Here is a 25,175-nt window from a genome sequence, read left to right on the forward strand (position 1 = left end):
GCTCCGTCATTCCGGGGCGATGCGCAGCATCGAACCCGGAAACCATCGGGCGGCAGCACCCGTGGGACAATGGATTCCGGGTTCACGCCTTTCGGCGCGCCCCGGAATGACAGCGGGGGGCGCGTCGGAGCTCCTATTGCAGCGTCGGATCGAGCCGGTCGCGCAGCCAATCCCCGATCACGGACACCGCCAGCGTGGTGACCACGATGGTGGTCGCCGGCGCCAGCATGATCCAGGGGGCCCTGGTCAGATATTCGCGGCCGTAGCCGACCATGTTGCCGAGGCTGGTCATCGGCGGCTGCACGCCGAGGCCGAGGAAGGACAGGCCCGACTCCATCAGGATCACCTCGGGGAAAACCAGCGTGGTCGAGACGATCAGGGTCGAGGCGATGTTGGGCAGGATGTGCCGGAGGTAAATCCGCGACGGCGTCGCGCCCAACTGGCGGACTGCGGCGGCGTAGCCTTGCGCATTGGCGGAAATGGCAAGGCCCCGCGCGATGCGGGCGTAGCGCTCCCAGCCGAACAGGCCCATCAGGCCGATCAAGAGCGGCAACGAATTGCCGAAGAAGGCGAGCACCGCGAGCGCCATGATCAGGAACGGCATGCTGGCCTGGAAGTCGGACAGCATCAGCACGAGCTGCTCGATGCTCCCGCGGAAATGCGCAGCGAGGAAGCCGAGCATGGTGCCGACGACCGCGGAGATCGCGGTGGCGCCGAACGCGATCAGAAGCGAGATGCGGATCGAGACCAGGAGCCGCGACAGCACGTCGCGGCCGAGCTCGTCGGTGCCGAGCCAGTGCGCAACATTGCCGGGCGCTGCCAGCCGGTTGCGCAGATCGAGCTGGGTGGAGCCGTAAGGTGCGATCTTCTCGGCGAAGGCCGCGATCACCAGCATCGCGACGATCCACGTAATCGCGAGCGCGACGGAGACCGGGATCGCGGGAAGGCTGATGCGGCGGCGCGCGGCCGTATCCTTCAACGCGGCGTCGGTCATGCGTGCGCTCCCTTGCTGCGCAGGCGCGGATCGAGGAAGCCGTAGAGGAAGTCGACGATCAGGTTGGACGTCACCATGGTCATCGCGACCAGCAGCAGGATGCACTGCACGACCGCGAGGTCGCGATTGGCAACCGCAACGACAAGAAGCCGTCCGACCCCTGGCCAGGCGAACACGCTTTCCACCACGACCGCGCCCGCGATCAGGGTGCCGACCATGAAGCCCAAAATGGTGACGGTCGGGATCGCCGCGTTCGGCAGTGCGTGCGAGGTCACCACCTTGCGCCACGGTACGCCCTTGGCCGAGGCGGTGCGGATATAGGGCTGGCCCAGCACCTCCAGCATCGCGCTACGGGTGAAGCGCGCCAGCACGGCGGCGCCGCCGAGGCTCAGCGTGGCGATGGGAAGGATCGCGTGGCGCCAGCTGTCCTGCCCGCCCGAGGGCAGCCAGCCGAGCTGCACGGCGAAGACCAGAACCAGGATCAGCGCCAGCACGAAGCTCGGCACGGTGAAGCCGGCGACCGCCGTCATCATCACGGCGCGGTCGATTGCGGAGCCCCGATGCAGCGCCGCGTAGATGCCGGCGGGAACGCCGAGCGCGACCTTGAAGAAGAACGCGGGCAGCGTCAGCGCCAGCGTCGCCGGAACGCGTTCCAGGACCAGCTCGATCGCCGGCCGGCCGTCGCGCATGGAGCGGCCGAGCTCGCCTTTGGCGATGGCGCCGAAGTAATCCAGATACTGGAACCAGATGGGATCATCGAGCCCCCAGGCCTTGCGGAACGCCGCAAGCACCTCAGGCGGCGCCTCGGGCCCCAGGATCATCAGCGCGGGATCGCCCGACAGCCGCAAGACGATGAAGGCGAAGGTGACGACGAGCACGATCGTCAGCGCCGCGCGCCCGATCCGAATGGCGAAATAGCGTCCCATCACGCCGCGTCCCGCGTCTGCGTGCCCGTGACGAGATGGCAGGCGACCTGCCTGTTACCGCCGACGGCCGACAGCGCCGGCACCTCGCTCTTGCAGCGCGCGATCGCACGCGGGCAGCGCGGATGGAAGGCGCAGCCTTTGGGGCGCGCGGCCGGGTTCGGCGGATCGCCTGACAGCACGATGCGGCCGGCACTGCGGCGGCCCGGCGCGGGCGAGGCCGAGACCAGCGCCTGGGTGTAGGGATGCTCCGGCCGCGCAAAGAGATCGTCGGCGTTGCCGATCTCGACGATGCGGCCGAGATACATCACGGCGACGACATTGCTGATCTGCCTGACCACGCGCAGATCGTGGCTGATGAACAGCAACGTCAGCGACAGCTGCGCCTGAAGATCGCAAAGCAGGTTCACGACCTGCGCCTGGATCGAGACGTCGAGTGCGCTGACCGGCTCGTCGCAGACGAGGAAATCCGGCTTCGTGGCGAGCGCCCGCGCCAGCACGATGCGCTGCCGCTGGCCACCGGACAGTGCGCCCGGATAACGTCCGCCATGGGCCGGCGTGAGTTCAACGGCGCGCAGCAATTCGCGGACGCGCTCGTCGCGCATCGAGGGCGTGCCGACGCCGTGAATGTCGAGGGGCTCGCGGATCTGGGTCGCGACCGGCAGCCGCCGGTCCAGCGCGCCCAGCGGGTCCTGGAAGATCATCTGCATGCGCGCGCGCTGCGCACGCCAGGCCGACGTGCCCGGCGCCGCCATCGGCTTGCCGTCGAACCTCACCTCACCGCGATCGGGCGGCTCGAGGCCAAGCACGATGCGGCCGGTGGTCGACTTGCCCGAGCCGGACTCGCCGACGAGGCCGAGCGTCTCGCCCTTGCCAATGGCCAGCGACACCCCGTCGACGGCGTGAACGGCGGTGCTGCGGCCGAACATGCCGGAGCGCATCGAATAGCTGCGCGAGATCGCGGATATTTCGACGAGCGGCGGGCTCATTCGGCCGCGATCCCGAGCAGCGCGCGGCGTGATGCCTCGGCGCGGATGCAGGCCACGGCGCGGCCGTCCGCGATCGGCGCCAGGGTCGGCGCGGCATGGCCACACGGCTCGGCCGCAATCGCGCAACGGGGCGCGAAGGCGCATCCGCTCGGCATCATCGCGGGATCTGGGACGGTGCCAGGGATGGCCGTGAGACGGCGGCGCGGGCCGTCGAGCGGCGGCAGCGCGCCGATCAGGCCCTGCGCGTAGGGGTGCACGGGATCGGCGAAGAGCTGGTTGCTGGGGGCCTGCTCGACGATCCGTCCCGCATACATCACCGCGACGCGGTCGCAGTTCTCCGCGACGACGCCGAGATCGTGGCTGATCAGCACCATCGCCATGCTCATTTCACGGCGAACTGTCGAGAGCAGCTCCAGGATCTGCGCCTGGATGGTGGCATCGAGCGCGGTGGTCGGCTCGTCCGCGATCAGGAGGTCTGGATTTCCGGCGAGCGCCATCGCGATCATGATGCGCTGGACCTGGCCGCCGGAGAACTCGTGCGGATAGGCCTCGAGACGACGGCCTGCATCGGGAATGCCGACGAGGTCGAGCAGCCGCCGCGCTTCGGCCTTCACGGCGTTGCCTTGGAGATCACGATGCAGAGCCAGGGCTTCGCAGAGCTGCTTGCGGATGGTCAGCACCGGATTGAGGGCGCTCGCCGGATCCTGGAAGATCATGGCAATCCGCCCGCCCCTGACCCCGTCGAGCTCGGTGGCCGGCGCGCCGAGCAGCTCACGCCCGTCGAGCCGGACCGAGCCCGAGACCTGCGCCTGCCGCGGCAGCAGACCGAGCGCGGCGAGCCAGGTGACCGACTTGCCCGATCCGGACTCGCCGACGAGGCCGACGGCCTCGCCCTTGCCAAGGACGAGATCGACGCCGCGCAGGACCGGCACGCCACTGAAGGCGACACGCAAGTCCCGGATGCTGACCAGCGGCGACACCTTTAGGCCTCGAAATTGCCGGCGCGGAAATCCATTGCGAAGGCGGGAGCCGCCTTCCACTTGATCGATTTCGGCTTGGCGGTAAAGGTCGCGTTCTGGTGCAGCACCGTGTAGGCGGGGTCCTCGCGCTCGGCGATCTCCAGCATGCGGCGGAACGCCTTCTTGCGCGCGGGCCGGTCGGTCGAGGTCTCCAGGAACTCCGAGAGCGTGTTGAGCTCGACATTGGTCCATTCGCCGATCTGCTGCTGCTGGCCGTTGGGCCCGTGCTGGGCGACCAGCGACGACACGGGATCGTTGAAGGCGGCCGAGTTCGACCAGTCGCGCACCGCGCGGGTCGGCGCCCGCTCCATGATCTGCGACCAATTCTCCTTGGTCTCGATCTGCACGTTGAGGCCGACCGACTTCCACATCTCGACCAGCACCTGCGCGGTCGCGACCTGGTTGGTGTAGTAATTGTTGAGCAGGCGATAGGGAATTGGATCGCCCTTATAATTGGCCTGCTTGAGCAGATCCTGCGCGAGCTTGGGATCGTAGGCCGGCACGCTCCAGTCGGCGTTGAACATGTCGCCGTAGAATTCCCACTGCAGCCCCTTCGGCACGCGGGTGCGGCCCGCCCACAGGCTGTCGACGATGGCCTGGCGGTCGATCGCATGGGTGAAGGCGCGCCGCACCAAGGGATTGGCGAGCACGGCGTGGTTCTTGTCGAATACGGTCAGGCGGTGATTGAGGATGGTGCCGCCCTGCACCTCGAACGCCGAATTCTTCTCGATGCCGGCGATCTGGTCCGGCGGGATGTCGCAGGCGAACTGGTACTCACCCGACAACAGGCCGTTGATGCGGCTCGCCACTTCAGGCACTTCGAGGAAGCGGATGCGCTTGAGCGGCGGACGACCGCCCCAATATTCGTCGTGGGCTTCCAGCGTCAGCGACACGTCGGGCTTGAGCTCGACGACCTTGTAAGGGCCGGTGGTGACGGGCTTGCGCGCCCAATCGAGATAGCTGGCGGACTCCTCCCAGGCGCGGCGGTTCATGATGTCGGAACCGTAGCGCGAGAGCCGGCCCTCGATGGTGACGTCGGGCGTCGCGTTGTAGAAGCGCACCGTGTACTTGTCGACCGCATCGACCCGCACGAGGTCCGGCCAGATGCGGCGCGCGACGGCCGGCACATCGGGCGGCAATTCCTTGCCTGGGCGCGGCGTCGGGATCTTCTCGAAGGCCTGGATGGTGGAGCGGCTCTTCGCCTCGGTCTCGCCGAACATGCGCTCGCGGCTGAAAGTGAAGACGACGTCTTCCGCCGTCAGCTCGTCGCCGTTGTGGAACTTGACGCCCTGGCGCAGCTTCAGCTCGACGCTCTGGTCGTCGATGCGGCGCCATTCGGTGGCAAGGCCAGGCACGGCCTCGAGATTGCCGCGCCAGTTCTTGGAGATCAGGCCTTCCCAGATCGAGGAGAAGAACACGCGCTCGCCGACATTGGACTGCTCGCGCAGCACGTCGAGCACGTTCGCATTGGTGACCTTCTGCACGGCGATGGTCACCGACGGACGGTTATCGCCTTGCGCGATGGCGAAGCGCGGCAGCAATAGGGCGCCAGCGGCTACGCCGCTGGACTTCAGGATGGTGCGACGGGTGAATTTGCTCATGGCGGTGACCCCTGCTCCTTTGGTGATTTGTTATTCGGCGAGACCGAGCGCGGCGAGATGGGCTGCGCCGGCGCGGACGTCGTCGTGGTTGCGGAGTTCGAGGATCAGCCGCGGGTTGGAATTCAGCCGGCCAAGAGCGCGGAACACGGCGACCCAGGGGATGTTGCCTTCGCCCGGCGCCCAGTGCCGGTCGGCAAAGCCGTCGCTATCCTGCAGATGCACATGCGTCAGCATGTCGCCGGCGGTCTCGACATAATAATCGACCGGCGGCGCGCCGGTGGAGATGTGGGCGTAATTCGCGTGTCCGGTGTCGAGCGAGACGCGGACCTTGGCACTTTCCAGCGCCTTGGCGAGGCGGACGCGGTCGCGCGGGTCCTTGTCCTCGATGTTCTCGATGACGATCTCGCAGCCGATCGTCTCGGCGCGCGCGATCACCTCGGCGAGCGTCGCCTTGACGCGTTCGACGATATTGGCGCGATTGTCAGGATAGAGATCGAGATTGTTGTGGTCCCAGGTCGTGAACGGCGAGTGGATCACCATTTGCGTCGCGCCGAGGAACTCGGCGGCATCGAGGCCCTGCAGCAGGCGCTTGGTCACCGCCTGGCGGATCATGGGATCGTGGCTGTCGATCTTAAAGCCCCAGAACGGGCCGTGGATGCCGAGCCGGCCGGTATGGCCGGACAGCATCTGCTTGATTTCGCCGGCTGTGCTGCGCCAGTCGCTGTCAAGCAAATCGGCGCGGAAGAAGTCCTGGATTTCGAGATCGCGCTGCCGCTCGAGAAGCCAGTCGCGATGCGCGGGGATCGATTTGATGGACAATGCGGCGCCCAGCACCGGCTTCGACATGGCTTGCTCCTTGGCCGTCAGCGATGACGGGAGCAGCGCTAGACCAGTTCAATGACAGGCCCGTGAAACCGAGGTTTCTCAGTGTCGAACAGATGTGGACATCGTGCCGACCGCGCCTTGCGGATTCGGACGACAGCGATCGCGGGACCGATGCCGAACGAACACAGGGCAAGCGGTATTTGAGTCCGTAGTGACCCGGAATGGAATCCTAACCAAGCTTCGCGTACATCGCGGGACATCGATCGGCGGCCACTTCCACGGGCATCACCCTCTGATCGCGCGACATGGGGTTGGGGGACCACATGGGGCGGGGGATCTAAGGCTGGGGCAAGGTGACGAGGTCCGGACTCCTAGGCACTCCGGACCTCGAAACTTTTCTGAGACTGAACGCGACTTCGCGCCGTCCGGCTGGGGCATCCGGGCGGCGCGTTGTCGTTTCAGGTCGTCCTTCCGATCAGCGCGTCTGCGGCTCCAGAGTCACCGTGCAGTCGCCCTGCCCTTGGGTTGCCACCACGATATTGCCCGCGGGCGCACCGAGGGCGATCGGTGCGGACGCACCGCCACCAGGCATCTGGACGATCACGCTCATGGTATCGCTGCGCGCGGTCGAGCCGACAGTTGACGGTTCAGCCTGGGCGACTTGGCCCGACGCGTCACGCCGCACGATCTGACAGTTCACGTTATTGCTCGTCGCGGTGCCGGCGGCTGCCATACTCGACGAGGGAGCACTGCCGCCCATTTGCGCGCGGGCGCGCGACGGATCGCGCGGCACCTGGCTGACGATGCGGTGCGTGCGCGGCTCCACGATGACGACATCGTCATCCGTGGCAAAATACTCGTAGTCCCGATATTCCGGCTCGATCGACACGATCTCGGGCGGAAGCCGGTAGAGACGCACGCGCGGCGGGATCGTCTCGCCGACACGGATCGAGATGTTCAGATTGCGCTCGGGTTGTGCGAGGCGCGCGCGGCTCACCGTTTCGGAGATCCGCACCTGCTTCTCGGAAGTCACCTGGGCCTGCTGATTGACCTGCGTATTGGTCTGGGTGGTTTGATTGGCTTGATTGGTCTGCGTGCCCGAGGTGCCAGGCGCGGTCTGCGCGTTGTTGGTCGGAGCCGTCCGGTTCGTATCGGTCGCAGTGGCCGGCCGGTTGTTCTGTTGCGCCGGCGGCTGCTGCTCGGCGGCGTTGCGCGGAGGCTGCGCCTGATTGCGCTCGTTCTGATTGGCTGCAGCGCCCGTGCGCTCGTTCTGCTGGCTGGCGGGGCCGGTCCTGGATTTCTCGGACTCGGCCGTTGATTTCTGCGGCGCAGATTTGTCCTGCTTCGTTTCCGCGCTGTTCTTGCCGCTGTCGCGGCCCGGTTTCGCAGTCTCGGCTTCGCGGTTGCGATCTCGCGCAGGCTCGCGGGATTCTTGTGCCTGCTCCTTCGCCTTCGGCTGATTGCGCTCGGAAGCCGTGGCGGGCTGACGCTTGTCCTCGTTTGCCTCGTGCTTGGTGGCGCCGCCCTTCTCCTCGCGGCCGGCGCCCTGCAGTCGCTCCTGGGCGCCCTGCGCACGCTCCTGAACACGTTCTTGAGCTGCCCCACCGTGCTGGGGCGTGGCGCCTTTCGCCGGTTCCTCGGTCCGTTTCGGCTCGTCTCTGCGCTCACCGGGCGCCTGGGCATAGGCGATGCCGGACGCGAGCATGAGCCCGATGGCCGCAGTCGATAACATCAAGTGTTGACGCATGGTCCCTCTCCTCGACAATTCGTAACAACAGACGCGAACGCTCCGTCGATGCGAATGTTCCTGAGGAGGAACGCAGGTCATTTCCCTGCCGGGAGGGTCAGATCGGGCTCACATTGCGTCTTTCAGCGTGAGCCGGGCCGTGAACGTGACGCTGATCTTGCCGACCAGCGCCATTCCTTCGACCTCTGCACCGCCTGGGTAATAGTCACCGGAGAAACCGCAGGTCACCTCCCTGCCTCCGAAGACGAGCGTCTTGCCGACGGCTTCCGTGTGCTGGTTGACGATCATGTCGCCGCGCCACTTGCCGTTCCGGAAGGTGTAGCTGCCGGTGTAGTAGAAATAGCTGTCGCCGCCCATGATGCGGCCGTCGCAGAGCACGACCACGCCTCTGGCCTGGCCACGCTTGCCGTCCCGCATCTCGATGTCGAAGATGTAGAGGCCGTTGACGACATTGGCCTCCGCTTCCGCCCCGCTGCCAGCCGACATCCGATCATCCCCCACCGACCCCACTGCCCCGATCAGTTCGGCACGTTCCGCTCGAGATCCTCGAGCCATGCCGTCGCGCTCGAATCCGACGGCGCCCGCCAGTCACCGCGCGGCGACAGCGAGCCGCCCGCCGAGACCTTCGGGCCGTTCGGCATCGCCGACCGCTTGAACTGGCTGAAGGCGAAGAAGCGGCGCAGGAACACTTCGAGCCAGCGGCGGATCTCCTTGAGGTCGTAAGCCCTGCGCCGATCGTTCGGGAACGCCGGCGGCCATTCACCCTTGGCAACGTCTTTCCACGCCTGCAGCGCCATGAAGGCAATCTTGGAGGGGCGCATGCCGAAGCGCAGCGTGTAGAACAGGTTGAAATCCTGCAGCTCGTACGGCCCGACCGAGGCTTCCGTGCTCTGCGGCTTCTGGCCGGGCTCCACCGGCACCAGCTCGGGCGAGATCTCGGCGGACAGGATCGCACCAAGCGTGCGGTTGACATCGTCGCTGAACTGCTTCGACGAGATCACCCAGCGGATCAGGTGCTGGATCAGCGTCTTCGGCACGCCTGCATTGACGTTGTAATGCGCCATCTGGTCGCCGACGCCATAGGTGCACCAGCCGAGCGCGAGCTCGGAGAGATCACCGGTTCCGATCACGATGCCGCCGTGATGGTTGGCGAGCCGAAACAGATAATCCGTGCGCAGGCCTGCCTGCACGTTCTCGAAGGTGACGTCGTAGACCTTATCGCCCTTGCCGAAGGGGTGGCCGATATCCTTCAGCATCTGCGTCGCGGTGGTGCGGATGTCGAGCTCCTGCCAGCTCGTGTGCAGCGCCTGCATCAGCGCCAACGCATGGGTCTTGCTCTCGCTGCCGGTGGCGAAGCCCGGCATGGTGTAGGCCAGGATATTCTCGCGCGGCAGGCCGAGCAGGTCGACCGCTTTGGCGGCGACGATCAGGGCATGGGTGGAATCGAGCCCGCCCGAGACGCCGATCACGACGCGCTTGGTGCCGGTGGCGCGCATGCGCTGCACGAGGCCGGCGACCTGGATGTTGTAGGCCTCATAGCAATCCTGCTCGAGCAGGCTTTCGTCGCTCGGCACGAAGGGGAAGCGCTCGATCTTGCGCAGAAATCCGATATCTCCGGATGGCGGCTTCAGCGCGAACGTCACCTTGCGATAGAAAGCCTCGCGCTGCCGCCGGTTATCGTCGAACGTGCCCATCAGCGCGCGTTCCTGCCTCAGCAGATCGAGATCGACGTCGGCCAGCGTGATCTGGCCGCCCTGGCGGAACCGTTCGCCCTCGGCCAGCAGCACGCCGTTCTCGTAGATCGAGGTCTGACCGTCCCAGGACAGATCCGTGGTCGATTCCCCGGCTCCCGCGGCGGAATAGACATAGGCCGCAAGGCAGCGCGCCGACGTCGATTGGCACAGCAGCGCGCGCGAACGCGCTCGGCCGATCGTGATCGGGCTGCCCGAGAGATTGATCAGCACGCTTGCGCCCGCCAGCGCGAGCTCCGAGGCCGGCGTCACCGGGATCCACATGTCCTCGCAGATCTCGACGCCGATGGTGAGGCCCGGGACGTCCTCGGCCGAAAACAGGAGGTCGACGCCGAACGGCGCATGCAGCCCGCCGAAGGCAATCGTTTCTCCGGCGATCCCGGCGCCGGAGGCGAAATGCCGGCCCTCGTAGAATTCGCGGTAGGTCGGCAGGTAGCTCTTCGGCACCACGCCGAGAACGCTGCCGCGATGAATGACGACCGCGCAATTGTAGATGCGATGGCCAAAGCGCAGCGGCGCGCCGACGATCAGGACCGGCATCAGCCCCGCGGAGGCCTCGACGAGGCCCGCAAGGCCGCGCTCGACGGCATCGAGCAGCGGATCCTGCTTGACCAGATCTTCGATCGCATAGCCGGATAGGCTCAGCTCGGGAAACACGGCGACCGCGACCGATTGCTCGTGGCAGGCGTTGGCCGCCGCCAGCACCGCCTTCGCATTGGCCGAGGGATCGGCGACATGGGACGTGGTGACACAGGCCGCCACGCGCGCAAATCCGTGGGCGTAGATCGAGTGGAAAGTCATCGAGCGCAGTACCCTTGATCTCTTCGCTGCCCAAGCCGTCAGCTCCGGACCATATGTAGCCCATCGGCCCGGCCCCGTGCAGGCCATCCGCCGTCATGCATAACGGATTTGCAGGGCCGCCGGTTCAGAGTGCCTGGCGCGCTCAGGCGCTGCGGGCCAGCACGCCCGACAGATCGTCGCGCAGCCATTGCGCGATCCGCGGCCAGGCATGGGCGTGGGTGCGCGCCCCCATGAACAGGCCGAGGTGATTGCTCGGCTCGGAGGCGGCCGCAATGAAGGCCGGTGGCGTGCCGACGAGCTTGGCGGTGGCGAGCGCCTGCACGGCCGGCACGACGTCGTCGTCGAGCCCGGCCAGCAGGAAGACCGGCGCCTTGACGACCTTCAGATCCACCACGCGGCCGAGCGCCACGAAACTGCCGCTGGCGATCTGGTTCTCCCGGAAGATCCGGCTGACGATCTCCAGGTAATATTTGCCCGGCAGATCGAGCGTCTCCGCATTCCAGCGCTCAAAGCGCGCGAGCAGCGCCGCGCCCTCCTCGTCCGACAGATCTGTCTGCAAGGACGCGACGATATCATCGCGGTTTGGCGCCTTTGACCACAAGCGGAGCATCCCCCCGCCGCTGACATTGCCGCCACCGCGCGCGACGAGCTGGTCGTAGACCATCTCGGGCGCGTTGCGGGTGAGCCGGCGCAACGAGGACTCGATCGACAGATCCACGGGCGCGCCGACCAGCACCAGCCGCCGTACCTTGGCCGGAAAGCGTGCCGCATAGAGCAGCGACAGCCAACCACCCTGGCACAGGCCGACCAGATCGACCGGCGCGCCGATCTCGTCGACGGCGACGTTGAGATCGCTGAGATAGCTGTCGATCGAGAGATAGCGCATGCTGGGGGTCGCTGACCGCCAATCGGTGAGATAGATCCGGTCGATGCCGCCAGCTTGCAGAGACTGCACAACGCTGTGGCCGGGTGCGAAATCGGCGATCAGGGCCCGATGCAGCGCATAGGGCGCGCAGACCAGGACCGGCTGGCCTGACCGGGTCTGCGAGCAGTCGCGCAGGTGCATCGTCGCAAGCTCCAGCGCAACGCGGTTCGGCGTCGTCCACGGCAGGGTGCTCTCGTCCTGCTCGGCCTGGCCGCGCTCGACCCACCAGAAGCAAGCATCCATGGCGAGCCGCGCCGCCGTAAAAGGCCATAGCAGCGGCTCGTCAGGAGCATGACCCGGTCCACCCGGCCGTTTATCGGTCTTGTCCACCATGACTTTCCCAAGGTCCTTACAGAAACGCCTCGAGGCTGACGACGGAAATGCCGAGATCGCGAAAACTCCGATGCGTCGCGGCGATCGAGCCGTCGAGATCGATGCCGCGGCAGGCGTCCTCGATGACGGCCACCTCTAACCCCGCCTTGCGCGCATCTTCGGCCGAGAAGCGGACGCAGAAGTCCAGCGCGAGACCGGCGACAAAGACGGTCTTCAGCTCGCGTTCGCGCAAATACCCGAGCAGGCCCGTCGCCGTCCGATGGTCGTTCTCGAACAATGCCGAATAGGAATCGATGCCGCGGCGAAACCCCTTGCGCACGACCAGGCTCGCCCTGGCGACATCGAGATCGCGATGGAATTCGGCGCCCGAGGTGCCCTGCACGCAGTGCGCCGGCCAGAGCACCTGGGTGCCGTAGTCGAGCTCGATGGTCTGGAACGGCTGCTTGCCCGCATGGTTCGGCGCGAACGAGACGTGGTCGCGCGGATGCCAGTCCTGGGTCAGCACCACATTGACGAATTTTTGGGCGATTCGGTTGATGGCGGGGACGACCTTCTCGCCGCCGGGAACGGCGAGCGCGCCGCCGGTGCAGAAGTCGTTCTGCACGTCGATCGCCAGCAGCACGTCGCGGTCGGAAATCTTCATCGCCAATCTCATTCGATGGGCCTCCGGCGCGCCGGCGCCGGACAACACTGCCTCAGTGTCGGCCTTCCCGCGCAGCTTCGCAACCACCGGCACGATGCGAAGCCCTGTGCGACTTGGTCAGCGGACGGCCGGCAGGATGCAACGGTTTGGCCCCGTCCGTGTTGACTAGGCGCGCCCAAGGGCGGATTCTCGCATTGTTCGCGACGGGCGGATCGGGGCGAAGGAGCGGAGGACAGGGTTGCTGCGCCGGAAGGCGGTGGCAGCCGCGAGACCATGAATATCGGCAAGACAGGACAGATTCTTCTCGCCGATATCGGCGGCACCAATGCGCGCTTCGCGCTGAGCCGGAGCGAATCGGGCCAGGGCGGTTTCGAGCAGACCGGACCGATCGATTATGTGAAGGTCGCCGACTTCCCGACCGTCCGGGAGGCCATCGCGGACGTCCTCGCACGCCGCTCCGGCGGCGAGCAGCCGCAACGGGCCGTGCTGGCGGTCGCCGGCCCCGTCACCAACAACCGCTGCGTCATGACCAACAGTCCGTGGGTCATCGACGGCAACGAGCTGCAACCGGCACTCGGCTTCGACAGCGTCCATGTGCTCAACGACTTCGAGGTGGTCGCCTGGTCCCTGCCCGCCTTGCAGCCCGCCGATCTGATCCCGCTCGGCGGACAGGACGGCCTGCCCGGCGAGCCGCTGCTGGTGGTCGGACCCGGAACCGGCTTTGGCGTCTCCTGCCTGGTCGAGCGCCATGGCGCGCGACTGGCCGTCGTCACCGAAGCCGGGCACGCGCCCCTGCCGGCGGAGAACGAGCGCGAGGAACGCGTGATCGCGTGCTTGCGCAGACGCCTCGGCCACGTCTCGATCGAGCGTGGCGCGCTTTCGGGGTCGGGACTGCAAAACCTCTACGAAGCCTTGGCGGAGATTGACGGCGCTCAGGTTCCGCATCGCGACGCCGCCGCCATCACCAAGGCGGCCCTGGACGGCAGTTGCTCCATCAGCCGTGCGACGTTGGAGATGTTTTGCGCCATCCTCGGTTCCGTCGCCGGCAATCTCGCTGTGACATTCGGTGCCCGCGGTGGCGTCTATATCGCCGGTGGAATCGTGCCGCGCTTTCGCGAGTTCTTGATGGCCTCCGCGTTCCGCGCCCGGTTCGAAGCCAAGGGCCGGTTCCAGGACTATCTGCGGAACATCCCGACCCGGCTCGTGATCAAGCCCGACGCGAGCTTCGTTGGCCTGAAGATGTTTGCCGACCACAATGTGGATTGAGGCACGAAGCTTTTCTCCGCTCAGCGGTTCCACAATTCACAGCTGATTTGCAGCGGGTGCCGTTCCGACCATCAACGTGCTTGCCTGCATGTTCCCGATGAGAAACAATCAAACCGTGTGTGGCGTAGTTGCGGGGCGTAGCATGCGTAAGCAGGATTTGGGTTTCGACTATCACCGCTATCACCGTCTGCTGAGCGAAGCGGACGACGAAGGCAAGCGGCTGGCGCTGATCGAATTGTTGATCGAGGAAAAGGCGCGCGACCGGCTGGCCGCCCAACGGGTTTCGGACCGCGCGGCCATGACCGCCCACACCATCGCCACGGTGCTGAAGAACGGCCGCAACTGAGACTTGCACTCCGCTCGCGGCGGTGGAAACGCGGGATTCCTTTGCGAATTCGTTAACGACGCCTCGCAATCTCACGTCAAACTTTTTGCTCTAAGAGTTCCCTCACCTGATGCAATTCAGGATCAACAACAGGGGGAATGAACATGAGCATGATTTCGCTTGCTGCGATGCCGGCCGTCGCTGAAACGCGTTCCGCCAATTCGTCCTTCAAGACCATCTTGCTGTTCTGCTGCGCGGGCCTGGTCGCCTCGTTCGGCCTGATGGCGTCCGGCATCGACCTCGGCGCCGGCCTGATCTGAGAGTGCGACAGCCTCTCGTCAGATGGCCGCCCCTATCGGGCGGCCATTTTCGTTTCAGTGCGGCGCCTCGACTGCGCCTTCCGGAAACATCGAATCGATCATCGCCTTGAGCTGATCCATTGCGATCGGCTTGCGCAGGATCGGCCGGCGCCGGAGCAAGGACGGCAGCAGTTCCGGCCCGTAGCCGGTGGCGAACAGAAACGGCTTTCCGCGGCGCTCGATCAGGTCGGCGACGGGGTCGACGTAGACGCCCATCAGATTGATGTCGAGGATGGCCAGATCGTATTGCGCGGTCATGGCGAACGCGCTGGCGTCCCGAACATTATCCGCTTCCGCGACGACGTGGTGGCCGAGTTCCGCCACCATGTCGGCGATCATCATCCGGATCAGCGCCTCGTCTTCGACCAGGAAAACGGAGAGTCCGTCCGCCATATCAACCCCGCAGTCAGCTTGCGAAGATGATCATACCTCAAATTTGGAGAGGATTCACGAATTCATAGCGGGCTCCGTTAATTCAGACGCGCCCGATCCGATTCAACTTGATCAATCCAATCCACGCTCGTGGCTCAGACGCACCATCTCCTGAATGAAGACCTGCTTCTGCTTGTCATCGAGGCTTGAATAAAGGGGCTCGGCGGCATCGGCGACATTGCGCTGGTCGGCGGCACGGTCGATCAGGAACTGCGACTCGTTGCGCATCTGCTCGATGATGTCGTCGGGGGGATCCCGCTTGGCGCGGGCAACCCGCAGGTTGAGCCGCTCCGCACCATTGTGTCCCAGGTAGTGCATCGCGCTGGAGAAACCGTACCAGTGCTTCTCCTGCTCAGGCGTGAGGTTCAGCTCGGTCTTGATCCGTTCGATATAGGCATCACTGTTGGCAACGATCTGCTCGGCGGTCTGCTGCGGTGCGCCGGGCTGGGTGAGGACAGTGACGTCTTTGCCGTCCTTGCCCTGCGGTGCGTTCTTCGCCTCCTTGGTGGCCTTGGCGCCCTTGCCCGCCTTGTTGGCGCTCTTGGCATCCTTGTCCTTGGCCGCGCCCGGCTGCTTGGCATCCTTGCCGGAGTCTTTGGCAGCCGGCGGCGGCGGATTGCCGCCATTGTTGCCGACGCCGAGCACGCCGGTGAAGACCCCGACCACGCCGCCGATCGCGCCGCCGAGCACGCCACCGACCGGACCTGCCGCCTTGTTTCCGGCCGCCGCGCCGTCCTGAACGCCTTTGACCAAGCCCTGAGCATTGGCCACTGCGGCGGCACCGAGCAGCAACGCAAGCACGGCCCCGAGCGCGAAACATCGCCGCATGTGAAGCCGCGCTGACGGCGCCGGGTTGATCATTCTCGTCTCCATCGTCGATCTGACTGGCCTGTTGGGCGGGAGCCCCCCCCCGCCGCAACTCTATCGTTTCCGCCGCTTTGCGGTCCAGACGCCGCCGATCGCTGTCCACGCCCGAAAAGTCTTTCGCGCGAAGCGGTTATGCAGGCTTATTCGAAACTGCGGCGTAATTGCGCACGGATCGTTCCCGACCGGCTCGCGCGAAGTGTGCGTCGCAAAACAAGCGATCGCCCGCACGGCACGCCCTCGCAACGGGACGCAACGTTAGTTCTATGCGCGAGCCGTTTGGTTTTCTCGACAGACGCGATCAATCATGATCTGATCGCGCTACCAATTTGCTGCGGCCTTCGCGAATTGCACATGGGGGCCGACGGCATCAATAAGAAAATCGAACAACAAGAACTCGGAAAAAGAAGTCGTAGAGGAAACTCCAACAACAACACCCAAGCGAGGAAACGAGATGTCACGCAAGGCACTGACGCGACGTCAATTTGTGGCTGCCACTGCATTGTCCTCCACAGCGCTGATCACGGCGCCCTATGTCCGCGGCGCTTACGCCGCCGGCAAGCTCTCGATCGGCTTCTGGGACCATTGGGTCCCCGGCGCCAATAAGGCCTCGACCGACCTCGTCAACGAATGGGCGGCGAAGGAGAAGGTCGAAGTCACGATCGACTACATCCCCAGTCAGGGCAATAAGAACCTGCTCACCATTGCCGCCGAAGCGCAGGCAAAGTCGGGCCACGATATTTTCGCCATGCCGACGTGGTGGGCCCACGCCAATGCCGAGCAGTTGGAGAACGTTAGCGATATCATGGGACCGATCATCGCCGAGAACGGCGAGGTCAACGGCACCGCCAAGTATCTCGGCACGGTCGGGACCAAATGGCTTGGAGTCCCGGCCTGCGTCGGCAGTCAGATCAAGGGCCCCTGCTCCCGCATCGATTTGATGAAGAAGCATGCCGGCATCGATGTACAGGCGATGTATCCGGCCGGTTCTGAACCAAAAGCGGATGATTGGACCCTCGAAACATTCCTGAAGGCTGCCGAAGCCTGTCACAAGGCTGGCGTCCCGTTCGGCATCGGCCTCGGCGAGACCACAGACAACGTCGATACGGCGGGCGCGATCTTCCTGTCGTTTGGCGCCCAGCTCGTCGACGCCAAGGGCAATCTCACCGTCAAGACCGATGCGGTACGTCAGGCACTCGACTTCTACAAGAAGCTGATCAACTTCCTGCCGCCTGACGTCGCAGCCTGGGATGACGCATCCAACAATAAATGGCTGGTCTCCGGCCGGGGGGCGATGATCATGAACCCGCCGAGCGCCTGGGCCGTTGCCAAGCGCGACGCGCCGCAGGTTGCAGAGCAATGCTGGACCCACGGCTTCCCGGCCGGACCCAAGGGGCGTTTTGCGCCCTACCTGCCGTACTTCTGGAGCATCTGGAATTTCTCGAAGAACAAGGACGCGGCAAAGAGCCTCCTGGTCCATTTGTCGAAGCCGGCGGCCATCGAAAAGATGGTGGTGGCCAGCGGCGGCTACGATCTACCAGCCTATGACAAGCTGACGACGTTGAAGGTTTGGCAGGAGGAAGGGCCGCCGAAGGGCACGCTCTATCACTATCCGAACCCCTACAAGCATCAGACGCTGTCGATTGCAGCCTCGCCGGCGCCGCCGAAGATTGCACAGCAAATCTACGCGCAGGCCACGCTTACCAAGATGTGTCTGCGTTATCATCAGGGTGAAGCGATGGAAAAGACGCTCGCCTGGGCCGAAGGCGAATGTGAAGGCTTCATGCGGAGCTGAGACGGCGAGGTGTCGCCGCAAGCGGCCGTGAGCCGTCTTGCGGCGACACCTCCTCCCGCCTCGGCACGAGCCGGGAACAGTTCCGAAATCGAGCCCTTTGAATCAAACCGCGCGAGGAAAATGCATCATGGCGGATGTCGCATTGCAGCCGGACAGGGTTGGCGCAGCGCAACCGGCGCGAAAACGCTCCAGTCTGCAGAAGGCGCTTAAACGCAAATCCACCGCCGCGTTCCTGATGACGCTACCGCTGATCATCCTCATCACGGTTCTGGTGCTCTATCCTGCGTTCTATTCGCTTCATCTGGCGACCCTCAACAAGTCGATGCAGAGATTCATCGGTCTCGGCAACTTTGAATTCCTGTTCAAGCGCGACACCTTCTGGCTGGTCGTCAAGCAATCGTGCATCTTCGCGATCACGGCTGTGCTGTTCAAGGCGCTGATCGGGTTCATCGTCGCGCACTTCGTCCACAACATTCCGGCCAAGGGTCAGCGCAAATGGCGCGGCATGCTGCTGGTCCCGTGGGTGACCCCGCCCGCCATGAGCACACTGGCATGGCTGTGGCTGTTCGATCCCTCCTACAGTGCATTCAACTATACGCTGTCGTTCTTCGGGATCGGCCCGATTCCATGGACCGGCGATGCGGCCTGGGCGCGCTTCTCCGTCATTCTGGTCAATGTCTGGTACGGCGCGCCGTTCTTCATGATCATGTATCTGGCCTCCCTGAAATCGGTGCCCGACCAGCTCTATGAAGCGGCAGCGATTGACGGCGCCAATTGGTGGCAACGCATCTGGTACGTGACGCTGCCGATGATGCGCAACATCATAGCAATCACGACGCTGTTCTCGCTGATCGTCACCTTTGCCAATTTCGACATCGTACGCATCCTGACCGCCGGCGGCCCTCTCGACCACACCCACATCTTCGCCACCTGGGCCTTCAGGATCGGCATCGAAGGAAGCGACATTCCGCTCGGTGCCAGCGTCTCCCTGTTCATGGTGCCAATCCTGGCGATCGCAGCGATATTCATCCTGCGGGATGTCAACAAGCGCGGGAATGAAGCCTGATGAGCTCAGTCACGATCGACAAGGCGGCGCCGACGCGCACGGTCAAGTATGGAAGCATGAGCCGCGACCGCAAATGGGCGCTGCGGTGGTCGTACTTCTTCCTGACGCTGTTTGCGGTCTTCTCGCTGCTCCCGCCCATCTACATGCTGATCACCTCGCTGAAGAGCAGCGCCGAGATCTCGGCGGCGACCAATCCATGGTGGGTTTTCCAGCCCACGCTCGAAAACTATGTCGGGCTGCTGACGTCAAACCAGTTTCTGCGGTTCTTCTGGAATTCCGCGCTGGTCTCGATCTTCGTGGTCACCATCACGATGCTGATCAGCGTGCCCGCGGCATTTGCCCTTGCGCGGATGCGGTTCTGGGGGTCGGCCACGCTGGCGACCGGCGTGTTCCTGACCTACCTGATCCCGGACAGCCTGTTGTTCATTCCGTTGTTCAAGGTGTTTGCGCTGTTCGGCGACTGGACTGGCATCCAGCTCATCAACCGTTGGTACGTGCTGCTCTTCATCTATCCGACGCTGACGGTGCCGTTCTGCACCTGGATCATGATCGGCTACTTCGCCTCGATTCCCAAGGAGCTCGACGAGGCCGCCATCATCGATGGAGCGTCCTGGTTCCAGACGCTGACCCGGATCTTCATTCCGGTGGCGCTGCCGGGGCTGATCGCCGCGACCATCTTCGCCTTTACGGTGTCCTGGGCGCAATTCCTCTATCCGCTCGTGTTTACCACCTCCACGGACCAACTCGTCCTGCCGGTCGGCATCATCACCACGCTGATCAAGGGCGACGTCTTCAACTGGGGGCAGATCATGACCGGCGCGCTGCTCGGCGCGGCGCCGCCGCTGATCATCTACGCCTTCCTGATGGACTACTACATTGCCGGCCTGACCGCCGGCGCGACAAAGGGTTGATGGCGAGGAGCTAAAGTTCGATGGCTGACGTTGCTTTGCGGAAGGTAGTTAAGCGTTACGACGATGTCGAAGCGGTGCGCGGCATCGACCTCGACATCGCCGACCACGAATTCATCGTGCTGGTCGGCCCCTCCGGCTGCGGCAAGTCGACGACGCTGCGGATGATTGCAGGCCTCGAGGACATCAGCGACGGCGACATCATGATCGGCGGCGACGTCGTCAACGACGTGCCGCCGAAGGACCGCGACATCGCGATGGTGTTCCAGAACTACGCGCTCTATCCGCACATGACGGTCGCGGAGAACATGTCGTTCGGATTGCGTTTGAAGCACTACCCCAAGGCCGAGATTAAAGCGCGGGTGACGGAAGCCGCCCGCCTGCTCGACATCACCGACCTGATCGACCGCAAGCCGAAGCAGCTCTCCGGCGGCCAGCGCCAGCGCGTCGCCATGGGCCGGGCCATCGTGCGCAATCCGAAGGTGTTCCTGTTCGACGAGCCGCTATCCAATCTCGACGCGAAACTCCGCGTGCAGATGCGGATCGAGATCAAGAAGGTGCATCAGAAGGTGCGCACCACCACGGTCTACGTCACCCACGACCAGGTCGAGGCGATGACCCTGGCCGATCGCGTCGTGGTGATGAACAAGGGACGCATCGAGCAGATCGGCACCCCGAACGAGCTCTATCACAAGCCGGCAACGCGCTTCGTCGCCGGCTTCATCGGCTCGCCCGCGATGAACTTCATCCCGTGCCGGCTCGAGGATGTCGGCGGCACGTTGCAGATCCGCCTCACCGACCGCATCGCCTTCGCGCTGCCGCCGGCCCGTGCCGCGCGCTACAACGCGCTGCCGCGCACCGACAAGCTGCTGCTCGGCATCCGCCCCGAGCATCTCACCGAGTCGCACGCGCATCTGGAGCCCGGCGTCGAGACCTTCGACACCGTGCTCGACGTCACCGAACCGATGGGAATGGAGACGCTGGTCTATTTCGGGCTCGACGGCACGCCGGTCTGCGGCCGCGTCAATCCCAATGCCGGCGCCAAGGACGGGGCACCCATGCGTTTGGCGATGGACCTCAACAATATGCACCTGCTAAACGAGGCCACCGGCGTCGTGTTGTGACGCCGGTCCAAGAAACTCGTGCAGGCAGGGGACGATGGCGACCAACAAGAAGAAGATTTTCGTTACACAGACTTTGTCGCCAGGGGCACGTGCCCTCCTCACCCAGCGGGACGATATCGAGCTCGTCGAATTTTCCAACCTGATCTCGGCCAAGGATTTCGAGGCCCTGCTGAAGAGCCACGCCCCGGTCCACGGCGTGGCGCTCGGCGCCACCGCCTTCGGCGAGACCGAGCTCGAGGCGGCGCGCGACATGAAGGTGGTGACGCGGATCGGCGTCGGCTTCGACGCCGTCGACGTGCCCGCCCTCCCCCGCCGCAAGGTGCCGCTGATGGTCGCCGGCAGCGCCAACTCGCCTTCGGTCGCCGAACAGGCGCTGTTCATGATGCTGACGCTGGCGAAACGGGCCAATGAACTGCATGCCTGCGTCAAGGACGGCAAATGGGCCGACCGGCTCGGCATGCTGCCGTTCGATCTCTACGGCAAGACCGTGCTGATCATCGGCTTCGGCCGCATCGGCAGCCGCACCGCCAAGCGGTGCCTGGCGATGGAAATGAACGTGCAGGTCTACGATCCCTACAAGCCGGCCGCCGAGATCAAGGCCGCCGGCTGCGAGCCCGTCGCTGACCTCGACGCGGCGCTGCCGAACGCCGATTTCGTCACCATCCACTGTCCGAAGACGCCGGAGACGGTTGGCCTGTTCGATGCGGCGCGGATCGGCCGGATGAAGCCGAAATCCTATCTCATCAACACCGCCCGCGGCGGCATCGTGAAGGAAGCCGCGCTCTACGACGCCCTGGTCTCGGGCAAGCTTGCCGGCGCCGGCATCGACGTGTTCGAGGTGGAGCCGCCGCCGGTCAGCAACGCGTTGTTCGCCCTGCCCAACGTCATCATCGCCCCGCATGTCGCCGGCGTCACGGTCGAGGCGGTCCAGCGCATGAGCGAGCAGACCGCGCGCAACATCCTGAGTGTGCTGGACGGCGATCCGATCCGGCAGAACGTCATCAACCAGGATGTGCTGGCCTGAACGGAGCAAAGGCGGGCGGAGACATCCGCCGCCTTCGGATGGCCAGAATGCGTCCCATTTTGGTGCAGATCGGGCCCCAACTCAGCCTTAATCAAACGCGCCTAATGTTCCCGGCCGCGGCGGCAGTGGGACAGACTTGCCGGCCGCGTCGAGCTGGAGGATGGAGCCTTGGCAGAGATCGACCCGACCGACCACGCGCTGGCGACCATCGCCAGCATCCTGGAGCACCCCGAGCCCGTCCTCGTCGTTCGCCAGACCGAGACCGAAATCGTGGTCGCCGGAGAGCGTGAGCACGTTGCTTCCGACGAGGCTCCGGTCATCGACGAGCAACCGGCGGTCGACGAGCCCCCCGTGGTCGAGGAGCAGCCGCTGGTGCCGGAGCACACCGATGCCGACGGCTACAGCAAGGTCGGGCCCGGGCCGATGGTGGCGATCCGACTCAAATGGACGGTCCATCGCGGCGATGACGGCCAGTATTACGTGCACGAGACCATCGGCGAACAATCGGCTCCCGTGGTCAGCGGCCCCATGACCAGCGAGGCCGCGGTGCATTTCGTCGATGCCCAGGAGGGCGAGGCGCATCGGCGCTTCGAGCTGCTGCGCAGCGAGATCGCCGGCCGCAGCTCGCTCGCCGATTACGAGCGCAAGGGCGAAGCCTGACGCCCCCAGGCTGCTACTTCCGTCCGAGGTAATCCTTCTTCACGAGCTCGACGCCTGCGTGCCGCAACAGGTCGTAGGAGGTCGTGACGTGAAAGAAGAACTGCGGGACGCTGAACGTCAGCAGCAGCGTCCGCCCGGTGAAGGGCAGCTCGGTCCCGTTCTTCAGCTTGAAGAAGACATTGCGCTCCGCCGCGGCGTCGATATCCGCGCGCGCCAGGCTTTCGATGAACTCGATCGAGGTCGCGATGCGTGCCTGGAGCCCGGCCATATCGTGCTCCAGCGCCGGTAGCGCCACCGGCTCGCACTCCGCCAGCAAGGCCGGGGCGAGCACGGCATGCCGACAAGCCTCGCCGACCTGCTGCGCCAGGTCATACATGTTCGGCGCAAGGCGCATGCCGAGCAGGACCGCAGAATTGAACTTGCGGGCCTCGGCATAGGCGACGCCCTTGTCGAGCAGGACCGACAGATTGCGCAAGTACGGCACGAAGAGGCCTACCGAGGCCTCGTACATCGAGATCGTCACGTCGGAGATTCCTTTCAATTCCGCCTCGCCAGCGACGGGCATCTGGTCTAAATCCACATCCGAAGAGCTGCACAATGACAGCTCGCGCAGGGGTGGAGAAGAGATGATCGTTCGGATGGCTGTTCGAATCTTGGTCGCTTTGGCCGTGGTGCTGCTGGCAAGCCTTTCGGTCCACGCGCAGCAGGCGCCCTCGCGCCTCGACGAGATCGTCAAGCGCGGCATCCTGCGCGTCGGCATGACCGGCGACTACAAGCCCTTCACCTATCTGGACAAGGCGACGCAGACATTCAGCGGCTTCGACGTCGACATGGCGGAAGCGCTCGGCAAGGCGCTCGGGGTCAAGGTCGAGTTCGTCCCGACGGCCTGGCCGAAGCTGATGAAGGATTTCGAGGCCGACCAGTTCGACATCGCCATGGGTGGCGTCTCGGTCACGCTGGACCGGCAGAGGAAGGGCTTCTTCTCGACGCCAATCATGCGCGAAGGCAAGACGCCGATAGCCCGCTGCGCCGACGTCGGCAAGTACCAGAGCATCGCCGACATCGACAAGAAGGGCACCCGCGTGATCGTCAATCCCGGCGGCACCAACGAGCGCTTCGCGCGTGCCAACATCAAGGACGCCGAGATCACCGTGTTCGCCGACAACACCGTGATCTTCGACGAGATCGCCAAGGGCAATGCCGATCTGATGATGACAGACGCCTCCGAGACGCGCTACCAGCAGAAGCAGCACGCCGGCGTGCTCTGCGCTGTGCATCCAGAAAAGCCGTTCGACTTCTCCGAGAAGGCCTATTGGCTTCAGCGCGACATGGCACTGAAGGCTTTCGTCGACCAATGGCTGCACATTTCCATGGAGGACGGCAGCTACAGGAAGATCTACGCCGCCTGGTTCGACTAGCGTTTTCGCGCGATACCGGCGCGCAGGGCGCATAAGACGCTGGATCCCGCTCCGATCGGCGGGAACGGCGCTCCAGGCCGCGCCCTCCTGTCGCCCGTCTTGGCCCAACTTTGGACCGGCCACCGGTCTATTGAACCCGGGACAGCGGGACGACGACTCATACCGAGACAGTGATCTAGATCACTTTCTGCATTCAAACCGGCGCGTAAGCGTCGGTCCGGGGACCACCTGTTCAGGAGATGGAAATGAGGAAGCTGTTGGCCACGGCCGCATTCCTTTTGGCGAGCACGGCTGCGCAGGCGCAGTACACCTTCGAATATGGCGGGCGCACCATCCGCATCGACCCGGACCGCGGCACGGTGCAGATCCCCGGCGTGTACGACAACACCGGTCAGACCAAGGCCAAGAAGGCCAAGAAGAACGAGACATCCCCGGGCCAGCCGCCGCAGCAAGCCACGATCGAACCGCAAACGCCGGCTGCGTCGGCCCCAACCCCGGTCACCACGCCCCCCGCCGCCGTGCAGGCGCCCGCGCCTGCCCCTGCTGCCGCAGCAGCGCCGCCTCCGGCTCCGCCTGCGGCAGCGACCGCCAGCAACGCACCGGCCGCGACGGCCGTCTTGCCGCCACCCGCGCCCCCTGCGGCACCTGCGCCGGTCGAGCAGCAGGCGGCTCCCGCTGCGCCGTCGCCGGCCGCGACAGTGGCTGCGGCCCCCCCGGTTGCAGCCCCGCCTCCGCCGCCTGCCCCCGCTCAGGCCGCCGCCGTCGCCCCACCGGCCCCGGCAGCCGCTTCCACGCGCGATCTCAACTCACCGCTCGGGGTCTGGCTGACCGAGGAGAAGGAAGGCAAGGTCCGCATCGAGCAATGCGGCGCCAATCTGTGCGGCTATTCGGTCGACAGCAAATCGAACCAGAACGGCGAGCAGGTCCTGATCAACATGAAGCCGGGCAAGGACCAGAAGTGGTCGGGCCGTATCCTCGATCCGAACTCCGGCTCGACCTACGATTCGACGATCGCGATGAAAGGCACGGACCGTCTGCGCGTGCAGGGCTGCGCCTTCGGCGGCATGTTCTGCGGTGGCCAGACCTGGACACGGCTCAACTGAGCGGCTGCACCGAAGCCAACATAGCGCAGCTCCGCTGACGTTTTCGCCGCGCAACCCGCCATCGACGACACGACTGCCGAAATGGCAGTCGCTATCCCGCACCAATGAGAGCCGCATCCCCGGCGCGCGATTCAAACGCATCCATGTGAACCACTTCATACTCCACCCGCGGATGTGCTTCTAGTCTGGATTGATCGTCAGGCTATTTGCGACCTTTATACGACACAGTCGGCACCGTTTCGCCGAGACGAGTAGACCGAAACGAGTCATTTCCCAGACA

Annotated in this window: 25 protein-coding genes; 11 read left to right on the forward strand and 14 right to left on the reverse strand. The window is 64.9% G+C overall.

All coding sequences use genetic code 11. From position 1 onward, the window contains the following. Positions 1-133 precede the first annotated feature (133 nt). The 11 genes from X268_RS15155 to pncA all read right to left on the reverse strand — a co-directional run bounded on the left by X268_RS15155 (position 134) and on the right by pncA (position 12,563). Positions 134-994 carry an ABC transporter permease gene (locus X268_RS15155; protein WP_128925693.1) on the reverse strand — a complete coding sequence of 287 codons (861 nt, stop codon included), beginning with the start codon at positions 992-994 and terminating at the stop codon, positions 134-136. Further along, positions 991-1,920 carry an ABC transporter permease gene (locus X268_RS15160; RefSeq protein WP_164937745.1) on the reverse strand — a complete coding sequence of 310 codons (930 nt, stop codon included), beginning with the start codon at positions 1,918-1,920 and terminating at the stop codon, positions 991-993. Before X268_RS15160 ends, X268_RS15155 begins: the two co-directional genes overlap by 4 nt. Beyond that, a complete protein-coding gene (locus tag X268_RS15165) occupies positions 1,920-2,906 on the reverse strand; it encodes an ABC transporter ATP-binding protein (protein WP_128925695.1) in 987 nt (328 codons plus the stop codon). The genes X268_RS15160 and X268_RS15165 overlap by 1 nt, the downstream gene beginning before the upstream one ends. Further along, entirely contained in the window at positions 2,903-3,886 is a 984-nt protein-coding gene (locus X268_RS15170; protein ID WP_128925696.1) for an ABC transporter ATP-binding protein, read from the reverse strand. The genes X268_RS15165 and X268_RS15170 overlap by 4 nt, the downstream gene beginning before the upstream one ends. Before the next feature lie 2 nt (positions 3,887-3,888). After that, positions 3,889-5,526 (reverse strand): ABC transporter substrate-binding protein, encoded by a 1,638-nt coding sequence (locus X268_RS15175; RefSeq protein ID WP_128925697.1) that lies wholly within the window; start codon positions 5,524-5,526, stop codon positions 3,889-3,891. Between the two features lie 30 nt (positions 5,527-5,556). Continuing rightward, on the reverse strand, positions 5,557-6,372 hold the full coding sequence (locus X268_RS15180; RefSeq protein WP_128925698.1) for a sugar phosphate isomerase/epimerase family protein: 816 nt from the start codon (positions 6,370-6,372) through the stop codon (positions 5,557-5,559). 454 nt (positions 6,373-6,826) lie between these two features. Continuing rightward, positions 6,827-8,179 (reverse strand): DUF1236 domain-containing protein, encoded by a 1,353-nt coding sequence (locus tag X268_RS15185; protein ID WP_245477912.1) that lies wholly within the window; start codon positions 8,177-8,179, stop codon positions 6,827-6,829. Between the two features lie 27 nt (positions 8,180-8,206). Beyond that, positions 8,207-8,584, reverse strand: a complete 378-nt coding sequence (locus X268_RS15190; RefSeq protein ID WP_164937746.1) for a GrlR family regulatory protein — start codon at positions 8,582-8,584, stop codon at positions 8,207-8,209. Between the two features lie 32 nt (positions 8,585-8,616). Further along, positions 8,617-10,650: an NAD(+) synthase gene (locus X268_RS15195; RefSeq protein ID WP_128925700.1), complete on the reverse strand. Its 2,034-nt coding sequence runs from the start codon at positions 10,648-10,650 to the stop codon at positions 8,617-8,619. 142 nt (positions 10,651-10,792) lie between these two features. Next, positions 10,793-11,908 (reverse strand): alpha/beta fold hydrolase, encoded by a 1,116-nt coding sequence (locus X268_RS15200; RefSeq protein ID WP_128925701.1) that lies wholly within the window; start codon positions 11,906-11,908, stop codon positions 10,793-10,795. A 16-nt stretch (positions 11,909-11,924) separates the two neighbouring features. Continuing rightward, the gene (gene pncA / locus X268_RS15205; protein WP_128925702.1) at positions 11,925-12,563 is read right to left on the reverse strand and encodes a bifunctional nicotinamidase/pyrazinamidase; all 639 of its coding nucleotides are present in this window, start codon (positions 12,561-12,563) and stop codon (positions 11,925-11,927) included. A 261-nt stretch (positions 12,564-12,824) separates the two neighbouring features. Here pncA and glk point away from each other — a divergent pair, with 261 nt between their 5' ends. The 3 genes from glk to X268_RS39450 all read left to right on the forward strand — a co-directional run bounded on the left by glk (position 12,825) and on the right by X268_RS39450 (position 14,462). Continuing rightward, the gene (gene glk, locus X268_RS15210; protein ID WP_128925703.1) at positions 12,825-13,817 is read left to right on the forward strand and encodes a glucokinase; all 993 of its coding nucleotides are present in this window, start codon (positions 12,825-12,827) and stop codon (positions 13,815-13,817) included. 142 nt (positions 13,818-13,959) lie between these two features. Then, positions 13,960-14,163, forward strand: coding sequence for a hypothetical protein (locus X268_RS15215; RefSeq protein ID WP_128925704.1), 204 nt, complete (start codon positions 13,960-13,962; stop codon positions 14,161-14,163). Positions 14,164-14,306: 143 nt separating this feature from the next. Next, entirely contained in the window at positions 14,307-14,462 is a 156-nt protein-coding gene (locus tag X268_RS39450) for a hypothetical protein (protein WP_164937747.1), read from the forward strand. 54 nt (positions 14,463-14,516) lie between these two features. Here X268_RS39450 and X268_RS15220 read toward each other — a convergent pair whose 3' ends face one another. Then, complete coding sequence (locus X268_RS15220) at positions 14,517-14,894, reverse strand: response regulator (RefSeq protein WP_128925705.1); 378 nt, start codon at positions 14,892-14,894, stop codon at positions 14,517-14,519. A 111-nt stretch (positions 14,895-15,005) separates the two neighbouring features. Next, positions 15,006-15,794, reverse strand: a complete 789-nt coding sequence (locus tag X268_RS15225) for a Spy/CpxP family protein refolding chaperone (RefSeq protein WP_128925706.1) — start codon at positions 15,792-15,794, stop codon at positions 15,006-15,008. A 457-nt stretch (positions 15,795-16,251) separates the two neighbouring features. Here X268_RS15225 and X268_RS15230 point away from each other — a divergent pair, with 457 nt between their 5' ends. The 6 genes from X268_RS15230 to X268_RS39455 all read left to right on the forward strand — a co-directional run bounded on the left by X268_RS15230 (position 16,252) and on the right by X268_RS39455 (position 22,374). Continuing rightward, a complete protein-coding gene (locus tag X268_RS15230) occupies positions 16,252-17,592 on the forward strand; it encodes an ABC transporter substrate-binding protein (RefSeq protein ID WP_128925707.1) in 1,341 nt (446 codons plus the stop codon). Positions 17,593-17,719: 127 nt separating this feature from the next. Further along, positions 17,720-18,658 carry a carbohydrate ABC transporter permease gene (locus X268_RS15235; RefSeq protein WP_128925708.1) on the forward strand — a complete coding sequence of 313 codons (939 nt, stop codon included), beginning with the start codon at positions 17,720-17,722 and terminating at the stop codon, positions 18,656-18,658. Further along, a complete protein-coding gene (locus X268_RS15240) occupies positions 18,658-19,569 on the forward strand; it encodes a carbohydrate ABC transporter permease (RefSeq protein WP_128925709.1) in 912 nt (303 codons plus the stop codon). Before X268_RS15235 ends, X268_RS15240 begins: the two co-directional genes overlap by 1 nt. A 20-nt stretch (positions 19,570-19,589) precedes the next feature. Further along, positions 19,590-20,690: an ABC transporter ATP-binding protein gene (locus X268_RS15245; RefSeq protein ID WP_128925710.1), complete on the forward strand. Its 1,101-nt coding sequence runs from the start codon at positions 19,590-19,592 to the stop codon at positions 20,688-20,690. Positions 20,691-20,724: 34 nt separating this feature from the next. Next, a complete protein-coding gene (locus tag X268_RS15250) occupies positions 20,725-21,714 on the forward strand; it encodes a hydroxyacid dehydrogenase (RefSeq protein ID WP_128925711.1) in 990 nt (329 codons plus the stop codon). A gap of 168 nt (positions 21,715-21,882) precedes the next feature. Beyond that, positions 21,883-22,374, forward strand: a complete 492-nt coding sequence (locus X268_RS39455; RefSeq protein ID WP_164937748.1) for a hypothetical protein — start codon at positions 21,883-21,885, stop codon at positions 22,372-22,374. 13 nt (positions 22,375-22,387) lie between these two features. Here the strand turns inward: X268_RS39455 and X268_RS15260 are convergent, their stop codons facing one another. After that, positions 22,388-22,885: a DUF1993 domain-containing protein gene (locus X268_RS15260; protein WP_128929277.1), complete on the reverse strand. Its 498-nt coding sequence runs from the start codon at positions 22,883-22,885 to the stop codon at positions 22,388-22,390. Between the two features lie 127 nt (positions 22,886-23,012). Between X268_RS15260 and X268_RS15265 the strand changes: the two genes are divergently transcribed. Next, positions 23,013-23,792 carry a transporter substrate-binding domain-containing protein gene (locus X268_RS15265; RefSeq protein ID WP_128925712.1) on the forward strand — a complete coding sequence of 260 codons (780 nt, stop codon included), beginning with the start codon at positions 23,013-23,015 and terminating at the stop codon, positions 23,790-23,792. 245 nt (positions 23,793-24,037) lie between these two features. Then, positions 24,038-24,895: a DUF2147 domain-containing protein gene (locus tag X268_RS15270; RefSeq protein ID WP_128925713.1), complete on the forward strand. Its 858-nt coding sequence runs from the start codon at positions 24,038-24,040 to the stop codon at positions 24,893-24,895. The last annotated feature ends 280 nt before the right edge of the window (positions 24,896-25,175 follow it).

Source organism: Bradyrhizobium guangxiense (genome assembly GCF_004114915.1).
GTDB classification, from domain to species: Bacteria; Pseudomonadota; Alphaproteobacteria; order Rhizobiales; family Xanthobacteraceae; genus Bradyrhizobium; species Bradyrhizobium guangxiense.